Here is a 12,810-nt window from a genome sequence, read left to right as displayed (position 1 = left end):
TGCTGGTGCAGGCACGGTTGCAAGCAAAAATTTCCATAAAAATATTTTTACGAAAGATGCTTTTAACGCTCCAAACCTTTTCAAACTTTTTATTCTATAAACCTTAACCAGAGGATTGACCATGGCCAGTACATATGTTCTTTCAGGCTCAGACCAGTTAAATTTAGATGCCACCGCATGGAATGAATCCACGGCAAATGTTAACGTAAACAGCGCCCGGCAAGGAAGCCTTTCCATTCACAACACCGCCAGTGCTGTTTTAAACGTTACAGGCAGTGCCAGCAGTACCCTCTCCATAGAAACAGGCCAATCTTCGCTTTCAACCGTGACCGTTTCTGGCCTAGGAGCAAGCGCCTTCCTTGTTGCCGGGCAAGGAACTGTTTACTCCTACGGAGATTCTTCGACCAATCAGTTCAGAATCTTTGCCGATGGTAATAGCCATTCTGCCTCTTCCAATCTCTTTAACATTACCGAGCAAAACACATTGCTTGTTATGAATGGGGCCACCTACCCAACAACAGCCAATATCTATGATTTAGGCGGAAACCAAACCTGGGTAGGAAACGGACAATATATCAATTACTACCTTAACTCTGTTCCAGAAAACTCCACAATACGCAACCCAGGCGCTGACTCCCAGCTGGTTGCAGGCTCCACCACGGCCACGTTCAACATTAACGGCCCAAATAACACGGGCACAACACTTCACCATCTTGATGTTATTCTGAACGCAATTAACTCCTCCACCAACACCTATAACATAACAACCAATGCGCTGACTGGTACCACCCCACAGGTTAATATTTTCCAATCAGCCGGCACCCTAAATTTTACAGGCAACAATGCGATTGTTGTCTACAACAACCCTGGCAACCAAACCTTTGCCAACCTGAATTTTACAGGAAACGACCAAGCCTATACTGGCAACCAGTCCTCTGTCATCAATATCAATGGGGGCAATAACAGTGTTGTGGTTGGCGGGGTTGGCAGCGTGACCATTAATGGTTCCAATAATGCCACACTCAATTACGGGCAAACCTTTATTGGCAGCTCCGAAGCAGGAAGCGGTGCGATTATCTACCACGGGGGAACAGAAAATGTTCAAATCAGCACGGCCGCTCGTAATAGCCTGACTGCCACACTCGGCTCAGGTTCTGCCGATATTGACCTCAAGCCACTTTATAATGCCAGTTTTGATATTACTGTAGGCACTGGTAATACGATTTTACGAAATTTTACTCAGTCACAAGCAACAAATGGGGCCGCCAGTCAATTCAAACTCCATCTGGAAAATGGCCAAAATATTGTGAACACCCAGATTACTGGGGGAAACACAATCTACACACTCAATTCTGGGAATCTTATCACATTAGCCGGTTGGACCCAAAATGGGCAAAACCCTTTTAGCTAAGCTTGTAAGCCAGCCGCTATGAGCTGAGAGAAAATATGATGAGTAAGAGAAAATATTTTTAAACAGACCCATAAAAACAATAGTTTAAACTCAAGCCTGGTATTATAACTAAGCCAGGCTTTTTTATGAGCGATTTTATTTTTACATTTTCCAAGAGATACGCGAATGCCTTCAAGATTCATACCCTCAGCTGTTCTTCTCTCCTGCTTTGCTCTATCTCCCCTTCTGTCAGCACGAGCAGCGCCTGCTAATCCAGATTTTAATGCCATTTTCAACCACGCTCCAAGCGCTCAAGAGGAAAAATATCAGCGCCTGGAAAAGCAAGAAGACATCTACGGTAATGTCGATACTCAGGATGATACCCATCTCGACCGTGCCATTGTTCTTCTTAACGCCAGAAAAGCTACGGCAACAACGGCCTTTAATACAGCCAACTGTTCTGGTCGCATCGAAGGGCAGCTCTCTAAAATGGCCGATCAAATCACCATTACCCAACCGGCCAGCTATGTTGATAAGCCTGTTGTCCACCCCGAATGCCGCATAACCTTTAAAGCTGCAGGCCACAGCCTTACGGCAGTATCGGCCAGTGAGGGATGTAGGGTTTATACTGGGGCTTCGTGCAATTTTGTAACAGAAATTGGCACCCTGAACCGAGTCTATAAATAACTACCCTCGATTATATATCTTCAGGCATTATACCTTCTGGCATTATACCTCCTGGGGCAGGTAAGCCCTCTTAGGGGAGAAGAGGAAAGCTGAGCAAACAAAACCTATTATTGGGATAAAAACACAACCTGAACCCAATTTAAAAAAAGGGGCTGCCAAAGATAGGTCTCAAGCTTATGTTTTCTAAACCAACCATGGCCTCCTTGCTGAAAAATATGGAGCTCTGCCTTAACATGGGCTTGTCTTAACATCGTATACATGCGAAGGCTATTTTCTACCGGCGCAATGGGGTCATCTTCTGCATGGGCTAAAAACATGGGCGAAGTGTCCTTATCTACGGTAAACTCCGCAGAATAGTCTTTTACCGTCTCCCCCTTTTCGAGGTGGCGAGAAATTTGCCGGGAAGAATGATTATGATTATAAGGCGCCATGAGCGTTAAAACAGGGTAAATGAGCCCTACAAAATCTGGCCGGGCAGAAAGGGTATCGAAACCATCGCAAATATGCTCCCAGCGTTTTTGGCATTGGGTTGCAGTTATGGCAGCGAGGTGACCGCCAGCCGAAAACCCCAGCATTCCAACCCGATCTGCAGGGTAATGGTATTGTTCTGCCAGGTGCCTCACCACCCTTACGGCACGCTGACCATCAGATAAAACAGCGTGATCCGACCAGCCCGAAATCGGCAGGCGATAGAGGAGCTCAAACACCTGAAAGCCCTGCTCCATAAGCCAGCGAGCTGTAGGCGCTCCTTCCACCCCTTCCTCTATATTACAATACCCACCCCCAGGAACCACAATAACAGCCCCCCTGCATGTCTTACCAGCGGGAAAATTGTGCATGAGCAATCGTGGTTCCATGACATCAAAAACCTGCCCTCTCTGGCCTGTATGCTCTGTTCGTTTTAGGCGTGAATCCTGAAGATACCCCTGAGGCCAAAGGGGGAAAACCGTTATTGAGGAAGAAGTCACTTCATCAGACTTTTGCCCTCTCTCCCTTCGAGAAGAAGAACCAGAAATAGAGGGCCCCTTAAAGGGGCCCTTGAGTGTATCCATGAGGGTTTCAGAACGCCCCTGGCCAAAAGCAGAAAGAGAAGCCAACCCTTGGGCTACTCCAGCCATCAACAATTTACGCCTTACCAGCACACCCTTATCTCCTACTAGCTAGAAAGCTGCTGTCTTTCATCACCAGGCTTCTCATAAACAGCCTTGTTAAGGCAGAGAAATTATTAACGCAGAAAAACTAATAAATATCCTTCATGTAACGCTTTTCTTTCTGCATATTCAAGAGGTATGCTTGGGCCATTTCATCAGACATGTGCCCATAAGTGGCAATAATGGATTGGAAAGCCCCTTCAACTTCTCGGGCCATATGAAGGGCATCACCGCAAATATAAAAATTGGCTCCCTCCTGTAACCATCGCCATAACTCGGCTCCTTTCTCCATAATACGGTGCTGAACATACACTTTATGGCCCTGATCACGGGAAAATGCCGTATCAAAACAAGATAAATACCCTTGTTGGGTATACTCCTCCCATTCATGACGGTAGTAAAAATCCGAATGGAAATGTTGCTCCCCAAAAAATAGCCAGTTTTTTCCTTTATCTCCGCGCGCTCTGCGTTCTTGCAGAAATGCCCTAAACGGGGCCACTCCTGTGCCGGCCCCGACCATAATCACAGCGCGCTCACTGTCCTCTGGCAGGCGAAAATGTGCTGAAGGCTGAATAAACAACTTGGCCTTTTCAGCCCGGTCAGCCAAAAAAGTGGAACACACCCCACCACGCAGCTCATCCTTACAGTAATAGCGCAAGGTTGAAACCGTAAGGTGAATATGCTCAGGTGCCACAAGCGGGCTAGAGGCGATGGAATAAAAACGGGGCTGAAGCGGCTTGAGCTGATCGACCCACTCTTGCGGGGTACATTTTATAGGGTAAGTCCGCAGCACATCAACAATCTGATGTGCCCAAACCCATTGACGGCATTCCTCTGCATTGTCCTCCTCCAGCAATTGAGCCAGATAGCCACTTTTGGTATGGTCACAAACAAAACGAAGAAAATCTATTGACAGACGAGAAATTTCGTAATGATGGGCTAAAGCCTCTTGCAAAACCATAGGCTCATGGCCAGGAACATGCACAAGATCATGAGCAGAAAACCCCAGACAGGAAAGGATGGTTGCTATTAATCTTGGGTCATTTTCAGGCACCACCCCCAGGGCATCCCCTGCTTCATAAGCCAGGGAGAGGCCTGCTGTATGAAAAATATAATGGCGAGTATCCTTAAGGGAATCCTGTTGGTTCAGCCGTGCATTTTTAACAAGCCTTGCAAATTCTGTTTTACGCTTTACCGCCGGGGCCTGAATGCCCAAATCAAGCCGTATGCAGGCTATGCCGTTCTCGTTTTTCTTAAGCGCATGATGGCCCTCCTTGTCTTTTATACTTTCACTTCTGCCCTTCTTGTTGGAGGCCAGTAAAGAGATATTGCCTGAAAGGGCTGCAATCACCTCGGCCAGCCATTGCCCTACAGGCTGCATATCATCATGCTCACTTTCATAATGCGGTATGAAGAGATAGGCCCCCATAGCGTGCAAGGCTTTTTCCAGTTTTTTGCCAAACCCACAAAACTGCGCATAACTCCTATCTCCAAACGCCATAACAGAGACCGGCAAAGAAAGCAGATAGTCTGTATCCTTGCAGGCTTCTACCTCTTCCCAAAAGGGAAGCTCCGCATCGGGAGGAGCCCCATCCCCAAATGTGCTCACCATCGCCAGCACACAGGAAGCCGCTCGTAAATCTGCCAGTATTGTCTCTCCCAAGCGCTGTAAAACCACTGTAATGCCATAATCCTTTAACTTGGCCTGGCACTGATAAGCCAACTGTTCGGTTTTTCCAGTCTGAGAGGCCCATAGCAAAACCACCTGGCCAGCAAGGGGACTAGCCTCAAGCATCTCTACAGCCTTAAGAGGCTGGGGCTGGGAGAGATCATCTGCCTGCTCTGATGAGGGGTCTACTGCCAGAAGGTTAACAGCACAATATTTAAGTTCCGGTTGAAGAGAGGTTGCATCTACTGCAGGGTTGGTAACCGCGTTGATGGCCATATCCTCCCCAAACAGGTCACTCCAGTGAAAAGGGACAAAACAATTTCCCCTTTTGACACGGTGGCTTATAACCAGAGGCAATAGAGCCTTTCCCCGCCGCGAAATAACCTGAACCATCTCTCCTTTATCCACTCCCCTCTTCAAGCCCGTCTTTAAACCCAGGGCTTTGGCATCATAGGGGTTCACCTCAATAAAGGGGCCGGGGTTAAGCCGGTTTAGAGCCTCAATCTTGCCTGTTTTTGTAGCCGTATGCCACTGATTTTGCACCCGGCCCGTATTGAGAATAAAAGGGTAAGCTTCATCCACCCTTTCAGCAGGAGGAACAAAAGGGCGGGCATGAAAAACAGCCTTACCCGAAGGCGTTGCAAAATTCAACCTGGGCCATACAGGGGCCTGAGGAGCAGAAGCCCCTTTTGCTTGGCACCTTGCCTGGCTATGGCCATTATTAATATAGCGTATCCTCCCACGGGCATGCGGATCATCCTGTGGAGAGGCAGGCCATTGGGCACTTCCCTTTTGTAAATCCTTATAGGTAATACCGCGCAGGTCATACCCCGTTTTAGGATTCCAAAACTGGCAGATTTCCTCAAATATCTCCGCTGAGGAGGTATAAGAAAAGGCATGCCCATAGCCCATGGCTACTGCAACCTTGGCAATCAACTGCCAATCGGGAAGGGCAAACCCAGGGGGCTCTAGCGCCTTGGTTGCCAATGTCAGGGTACGGTCTGAATTCACCATAACGCCATCGCCTTCCGCCCAAAGGGCTCCAGCGAGGAGCGTATCCGCATAAGGGGTGGTTTCGGTTTTCTCAAAGATATCCTGCACAATCACGTAGTCTGCCCGTTCCAAGGCTTCTTGCACAAGTTGGCGGTGGGGTATACTCGCCACGGGATTGGTGCAAATAATCCAGCAGGCTTTTATAGCACCCACCCTTAGTTGCCTAAATAAGCCCAGTGTCCCTTCACCGCCATCGGTGGGAAGGGTAGATGGAGGCAGGCCCCACATGTTTTCAACAAAAGCCCGATCTTCAGCCTCAAGGGCTGAGCGTTGCCCAGGCAAACCCGCCCCCATATAGCCAATATCGCGCCCCCCCATCGCATTTGGCTGCCCCGTAAGCGATAAAGGGCCACTCCCTGGCCTACAAATTGCCCCAGTAGCCAAATGCAAGTTACAGATCGCATTGGTATGGGCCGTACCACTTGTACTTTGGTTTAACCCCATCGTCCAGCAGCTGATCCATTCAGGGGCCTCGGCAATCATCTGGGCTGCTTTGCAAATATCGTGCTCGGCCAAACCTGTAATATATGACACAAAAGCTGGCGTATAGGGTTCTAAAAAAGCGGGCATGGCTGCCCAACCCTCGGTAAAATTTTCAATAAAGTCTCTATCAATACGCTGCTCTTTTACCAAACAATGCAAAAGCCCATTTAGTAAGGCCATATCTGTACCAGCCTTCAGTTGTAAGAACAGGTCGGCCTTTTCTGCCATTGGTGTTTGACGGGGATCTACCACAATCAGCTTTGCCCCCTGGCGGATACGGTCCATCATCCTCAGATAGAGAATTGGGTGACAATCGGCCATATTGCTCCCAATCACAAAAAACAGATGAGTACAATCCATATCCTCATAAGAGCCAGGTGGGGCATCAGCCCCAAGAGACTGTTTATACCCTGCAGAGGCTGAAGCCATACACAGGCGTGAATTGGATTCCACATACCGAGTCCGGATAAATCCCTTGGCCAGTTTTGTCACCAGATATTGGGCCTCTAGCGACATTTGCCCAGAAACATAAAAGGAAATGGCATCAGGGCCATGCTCCTCTAAGAGTGTCTTCAATATCGCAGCCACATGGCTTACGGCTTCTTCAGTGGAGGTGGGGCTGGCGGCCTCTCCCCTTTTCTTCCTAATCCAATGATGGGTAAGGCGCTCGGGGTGAGCGACCACCTGATGAGCAGTGCTACCCTTGGTGCAAAGCCGCCCCATATTGACGGGATGGGTCTTATCGCCTTCTATCTTTTTTATCTGCCCTTCTTCGAGGGTAAGGACCGTTCCACAGCCTACGCCGCAATAGGGGCAAACAGATTTTACCTGTTTTGTTCCAACCATCCACTTTTCCTATCGCCTGAGTTTTTCCTATCTCCTGAGTTCAATACTCTTCAATCGGATTATTCTCCCACTCTTCCCAGAAGAATTGGCTCCTGTAGTGTTTTTTTCGTAAACTACTGACTGCTTAACCTCCCCCTGTTTGTGATTAAGATCACCCCGTGGGCAAACCAGCTTAAAAAAGAGCAAATTTTTGGGCGAGTGGAAGAGTTGAAACAGGCCTGGCTGCAATTTCTACCCCGCCAACCTCTACAGCATAGGTTTTAAGGTTAACGGTAATATCCGGAATGGCATCATTTAATTTCATGGTTTTTCGGCCAATATCACGGCAATTTTGCACAGGCTCTAGGCGTTTTTTAAGGCCATAATTTTCTACACCTCCTTCCTGAAGGGAAGCCTTACTAACAAAAAGAATGGCATTTTTCCCTACCCCACCTTCAAGAGCACCAAACATGGGCCGCATATATTGCGGCTGTGGCGTCGGAATAGAAGCGTTGGCATCACCAATCTGGGCCATGGCAATAAAACCGTTTTTCAGCACCATCTCAGGGCGGGTACCAAAAAATGCGGGGCGCCATAAAACCAAATCAGCAATTTTGCCTTTCTCAACAGATCCCAAAAGATGGGACATACCGTGCGCAATCGCCCCGTTAATGGTATATTTGGCAATGTAACGACGGATACGGACATTATCGTTCTGGTCTGAATCTTCAGGCAAGCTACCACGCTGATCTTTCATAACATCGGCCAACTGCCAGGTGCGCATAATGACTTCACCAGCGCGGCCCATCGCCTGGCTATCGGATGTCATCATGGAAATTGCTCCTATATCGTGCAAGACCCCTTCGGCGGCGATAGTGCCTGCCCGAATACGGCTTGCAGCAAAGGCTTTATCTTCTGGCACATTTTTATCCAGATGGTGACATACCATCAGCATATCCAGATGTTCTGAAACAGTATTGACCGTATAGGGGTTTGTTGGCGTGGTAGAACTGGTCAGAATATTGGGTACAGAACAGATTTTGAGCAGATCCGGGGCATGACCACCACCTGCCCCTTCGGCATGATAGGCATGAATAGTACGCCCGCCAAAAGCCTTGATACTATCCTCTACGGTTGCACTCTCATTAATGCTATCAGTATGGATAGTCACCTGAATATCCTCTGCCTCAGCTATGCTTAAACAATTATCAATAGCAGCTGGTGTGGTGCCCCAATCTTCATGCAGTTTCAAACCCCCTGCCCCCGCCAGTACCTGTTCACGAAGGCCTTGTGGGCTGGAAGAATTGCCCCGTCCTGTAAAAACAAAATTGACAGGAATTGAATCTGTAGCCTGCATCATCTGGCGCAGGTAAGTGGCATTGGGCGTGCAGGTTGTCGCCAAAGAACCCGTAGCCGGCCCCGTTCCCCCACCGACCAGGGTCGTTATCCCGCTGGCTAAAGCCGTTAAAGGCTGAGGAGGGCAGATGTAATGGAAATGGGTATCTACCCCACCGGCGGTCAGAAGCAACCCTTCACCAGAGATCACCTCAGTATTAACGCCAATAATCAGATCTGGATCAACACCGGCCATAACATCCGGGTTACCCGCTTTGCCAATTCCGGCAATCACGCCTTGTTTTATCCCAATATCAGCCTTGTAAATACCCGTATAGTCTATCACCACCACGTTGGTAATCACACAATCAAGCACGTGGCGGCTTTCAATACCGGAAGCCTGGCCCATGCCATCACGGATAACCTTGCCAGCACCGAAAACGCACTCATCCCCATAGGAGGTGTAGTCTTTTTCGACCTCTGCCCAAAGGGCGGTATCACCCAAGCGGATCCGATCACCGGTGGTAGGGCCAAACAAGGCAGCATAGTCTTTACGGGAAAGTTTATAGGCCATACTCTTTTTTCCTTTTTCAGAAGGCTTAAAGACGGATTCCAAAAATCAAGTTTATTTGGCGGTCTCTACAACAGGTTGGCTTTCTGTTAAATCCGCCCCTTGGCCTACACGGCCATTGGCAAAACGATTGCCCCCTTTAATCATCTGATGACCAGCAATTGGAACAATGCCAACCTTTCGGCTCTCTCCTGCCTCGAAACGAATAGCCGTGCCTGCAGGAATATCCAGCCTCTTTCCTACGGCCAATTCTCTATCAAACACCAAACGGGGATTAGCTTCTGCCAAATGAAAATGGCTACCCACCTGAATGGGACGCCCATCGGTATTGGTCATCTCAAGTTCAAAAACGGGCCGCCCTTCATTAAGCTCTATAGGCGATTGCGCATAAAGATATTGCTGGGTCTTTGCCTGAGCATTAAGGGCCATCTCCTGAGAAACAGACTCAAAAAGCTGTTCATCCGGTACAGGGAGAAAGCTTCCGTAAAGGGCAAGGGAAAGATGCCCTTTTTCGTTACGCAAGGGCAGGTTGACAGCAACAAGCTTTGTACCGTCAGGAAATGTCCCTTCTATATGCAGGGTTTCCAACATCTCTGCTACACCATCCATCACTTCACGGCGACCAAGAATAGTACTCCCCAGCTCCATAAGCTGAGAAACAGAATGCCGGCCATCACGAATAAGCTCAAGCAACACAAGGGAGAGTAAGGCCACAGCCTCGGGGTAAGAAAGGCGACACCCCCGCGCTAAGCGTCTTTGGGCAAGAAAGCCTGCGGTAACAATAGAAAGCTTATCACTTTCACTGGGCGTAAGATGCACGGTTTTCCCCTCCTTAACTGAGTGTTGCCATTGGTAATTTTTGTTTTCTAAAGAAAACACACAGGCCAACATCATGAATAACAATAAACGAAATAGATATTTTTATTTATAAAATCATATTAATTGAGTAATTAAAAGAATAAAAAATACGATAATTTAATTTTATAGTTAAAAAAATAAATATATGATTTTTATATATTTATAAAATAGGCATTTGTATAAAAATTAATCATATTGCTTGTTTTTTCATCATAACATTAAAATAAATTTTGTTTTTTTTATTTTATTATTGTCATTTATTACTTTGTTGCTTACCCTTTACCCATTCCCTCATTACCCCTTTGATGGAGTATAGGATCATGAGCGCAAACTCCCCCTCAGCCTCCCAGCCTGAAAATTTCACACCCCCTGAACACTTCACAACCCCCGAAAACTTCCTAGCCACCCAAGGCTCCTCTCCTATTTTTGTCAAGGAAACACGCGAAGATTACACCTTACGATACGCCCCCCATAGTTTTAGAACTTGGAGTGCTCGCACCGTAGCCATTACAGCCCTGGGTGGCATTGCCTATATGGCCGATTTTTCCATTGGAGCCAGTATTGGTTTAACATATGGCACTTTCAATGCCCTTTTAGCGATTGCATTGGCAGCGATAATCATCTTCACCACCAGCTTCCCGCTGGCTTTTTATGCTGCCCGCTATAATATTGACCTCGACCTGATTACAAGAGGAGCAGGCTTTGGCTATTATGGCTCGGTTATTACCAGCATTATTTTTGCCAGCTTCACCTTTATTTTCTTTGCACTTGAAGGCTCCATTATGGCCCAAGGTCTTAATATGGGGTTGGGGATTCCCCTCTGGCTGGGATATTTGCTGGCTTCAGTTATTGTCATCCCGCTTGTTTTTTTTGGTATGAAGGCCTTAAGCAAGCTTCAAATATGGACAACCCCCCTCTGGCTCTTTCTCATGGTTGGGCCAGTAGCCTATCTTGTCTTTCATCATCCAGAAATATTACCAGCCTGGCTGGCCCATAATGGTTCAGAAAAATTTGCCTCTCTCAGCCTTCCGGCCATCATGCTGGGAGCAGGTGTTGCCCTATCCCTTATGGGCCAGATTGGGGAACAGATTGATTATTTACGGTTTATGCCAACCTACACGCACGCTACTCGCCGTCAATGGTGGTGGGCTGTGGTTTGCGCTGGGCCAGGATGGGTTATTCTAGGGGCCATAAAACAAGCGATTGGCGCTTTTATTGCCTTTTATGTTGTCACCACCTTTTCTCAACCTACAGCCATGGCGACTGAACCTGTCGAGCAATTTGCAACCTTATTCCAAAATATGGCTCCCCACGGACTAGCCGTGTTACTGGCTGTGGTTCTGGTGGTGATTAGTCAGGTTAAAATTAATGTCACCAACGCCTATTCCGGCTCCTTGGCCTGGACAAGTGCCTATACCCGCCTTACCTGCCACTACCCAGGGCGGCTGGTGTTTGTGGTTGTTAATGTGGGGTTTGCCTTTTTCCTGATGGAGGAAAACCTGTTTGCGCTGCTGAATGCTATATTAGGCTTTTATGCCAATTGTGCCATTGCCTGGGTTATGGTGGTCGCCACGGATATTACGATTAATAAATATCTTTTAGGGCTTTCCCCCAAAGAGCCGGAATTCCGCAAACATATGCTTTATGGCATTAACCCGGTAGGGGTTATCGCCTTTTTACTGGCTTCTGGTCTTTCTATTGCTGCCTATTTTGGCCTGTTGGGCGCAACACTTACCTCCTATTCCCCCCTTATAGCGTTGGCAATAGGCTTTATTGCCCCGCCCCTGCTCTGCCTTGCCACCAAGGGAAAATATTATTTACGCCACACAGAAGATGGTATATTGGAGCCGCGCTTTGATGCCAGCGGCCTCCCTACAAAAAGCCTTTACACCTGCACATCCTGCCAGGAAGAGTTTGAACGCCCCGATGTCATGCACCTTCCCCACATGGAGGGAATAACCTGTTCCCTGTGTGTTACAACCCAGCGTTAACCCTTTAAAACTTGCCCCTTTTCTCCCAATGGGAGAAAAGGCGTTTTCCATTTTAGAGCCATTTACCGAAATTCCGGCTTTAATGCATGCTTTCAGCAAGAGATTGGGAACGTCTTTTTCCCCTTACACCTGAAAAGCTGGGGAACCCACCTTGGCAGAACCGCTTGCTGGAAGGAGAGCTCTCTTTCCACGACCCGCTTACTGTAAAGCACTTATTGGCAAACACTCTCTGCCAAGAAAAATACCAGGAAAACTACTGGAAAAACTATCAGACACAAATAAAAGCTCCCCTAAAGCCTTCTCCATAGGGGTTTTTCCATTATTCTCTAGAAGAGAAAATTACGGTAGGTTATTATCGTAGTGAAGAGACTGTGGCTCCAAAATCCCAAACTGAAATTTATATGGCCATGACATTTTTCCACCTCTAGGCCTATCCTATTCAAGCAGGCGCAAATATCCTCAATCACGACCGATGTTTCAAGAGGCTTACACAGACCAGAAAAATGTAAATTTCACCGGTTTACTTCTTCATGCAGAATAACAGACACAAGCGAGCTACAACCAAAACGCTTTAACCAACGCACATTGCTTTCGTAACACATTGGCTTTCGTAAAAGGAGCGCAAATCCGAAATACCATTTTTCAACATGGTTAAACGCTCTACCCCCATGCCAAAGGCAAAACCCTGCCACTCCCGTGGGTCTAACCCGCCATACCAATCAATAACGGACGTTGGGCAGGGGTTTCTTTTGATATCCCTTTTTCTTTGGCCGCTTATATCTGCAACCCCTTTGGGA

Annotated in this window: 7 protein-coding genes and 1 pseudogene; 3 read left to right on the top strand and 5 right to left on the bottom strand. The window is 47.6% G+C overall.

The window, feature by feature from the left end; all coding sequences use genetic code 11:
• Window positions 1-121 precede the first annotated feature (121 nt).
• Together JGUZn3_RS03840 and JGUZn3_RS03835 are read left to right on the top strand one after the other, a co-directional pair.
• Window positions 122-1,411, top strand: a complete 1,290-nt coding sequence (locus tag JGUZn3_RS03840) for a hypothetical protein (protein ID WP_203414395.1) — start codon at window positions 122-124, stop codon at window positions 1,409-1,411.
• Between the two features lie 165 nt (window positions 1,412-1,576).
• Complete coding sequence (locus JGUZn3_RS03835; protein WP_203414394.1) at window positions 1,577-2,077, top strand: hypothetical protein; 501 nt, start codon at window positions 1,577-1,579, stop codon at window positions 2,075-2,077.
• Between the two features lie 107 nt (window positions 2,078-2,184).
• Here JGUZn3_RS03835 and JGUZn3_RS03830 read toward each other — a convergent pair whose 3' ends face one another.
• The 4 genes from JGUZn3_RS03830 to ureA all read right to left on the bottom strand — a co-directional run bounded on the left by JGUZn3_RS03830 (window position 2,185) and on the right by ureA (window position 9,983).
• Complete coding sequence (locus JGUZn3_RS03830; RefSeq protein WP_203414393.1) at window positions 2,185-3,219, bottom strand: alpha/beta hydrolase; 1,035 nt, start codon at window positions 3,217-3,219, stop codon at window positions 2,185-2,187.
• A 97-nt stretch (window positions 3,220-3,316) separates the two neighbouring features.
• Window positions 3,317-7,279, bottom strand: coding sequence for a molybdopterin-dependent oxidoreductase (locus JGUZn3_RS03825; RefSeq protein WP_203414392.1), 3,963 nt, complete (start codon window positions 7,277-7,279; stop codon window positions 3,317-3,319).
• Between the two features lie 172 nt (window positions 7,280-7,451).
• Entirely contained in the window at window positions 7,452-9,167 is a 1,716-nt protein-coding gene (gene ureC / locus JGUZn3_RS03820; RefSeq protein WP_203414391.1) for an urease subunit alpha, read from the bottom strand.
• 51 nt (window positions 9,168-9,218) lie between these two features.
• Window positions 9,219-9,983 carry an urease subunit gamma gene (gene ureA, locus JGUZn3_RS03815; RefSeq protein WP_203414390.1) on the bottom strand — a complete coding sequence of 255 codons (765 nt, stop codon included), beginning with the start codon at window positions 9,981-9,983 and terminating at the stop codon, window positions 9,219-9,221.
• Between the two features lie 359 nt (window positions 9,984-10,342).
• On the opposite strand from ureA, the gene JGUZn3_RS03810 reads away from it, so the two are divergent.
• A complete protein-coding gene (locus JGUZn3_RS03810) occupies window positions 10,343-12,013 on the top strand; it encodes a purine-cytosine permease family protein (RefSeq protein ID WP_203414389.1) in 1,671 nt (556 codons plus the stop codon).
• Window positions 12,014-12,525: 512 nt separating this feature from the next.
• On the opposite strand, the pseudogene JGUZn3_RS03805 reads toward JGUZn3_RS03810, so the two are convergent.
• Window positions 12,526-12,722 (bottom strand): annotated as a pseudogene (locus JGUZn3_RS03805) (tRNA ligase subunit PheS family protein); the annotation flags it as partial.
• Window positions 12,723-12,810 lie beyond the last annotated feature (88 nt).

The organism is Entomobacter blattae, from assembly GCF_014672835.1.
In the GTDB taxonomy this organism is placed as follows: Bacteria; Pseudomonadota; Alphaproteobacteria; order Acetobacterales; family Acetobacteraceae; genus Entomobacter; species Entomobacter blattae.
This window is presented reverse-complemented; position numbering and strand designations above follow the sequence as displayed.

Coding starts and splice junctions, on each gene's coding strand:
- JGUZn3_RS03840 (WP_203414395.1), top strand. CDS start 122: ATGGCCAGTACATATGTTCTTTCAGGCTCAGACCAGTTAAATTTAGAT.
- JGUZn3_RS03835 (WP_203414394.1), top strand. CDS start 1,577: ATGCCTTCAAGATTCATACCCTCAGCTGTTCTTCTCTCCTGCTTTGCT.
- JGUZn3_RS03825 (WP_203414392.1), bottom strand. CDS start 7,279: ATGGTTGGAACAAAACAGGTAAAATCTGTTTGCCCCTATTGCGGCGTA.
- ureC (WP_203414391.1), bottom strand. CDS start 9,167: ATGGCCTATAAACTTTCCCGTAAAGACTATGCTGCCTTGTTTGGCCCT.
- JGUZn3_RS03810 (WP_203414389.1), top strand. CDS start 10,343: ATGAGCGCAAACTCCCCCTCAGCCTCCCAGCCTGAAAATTTCACACCC.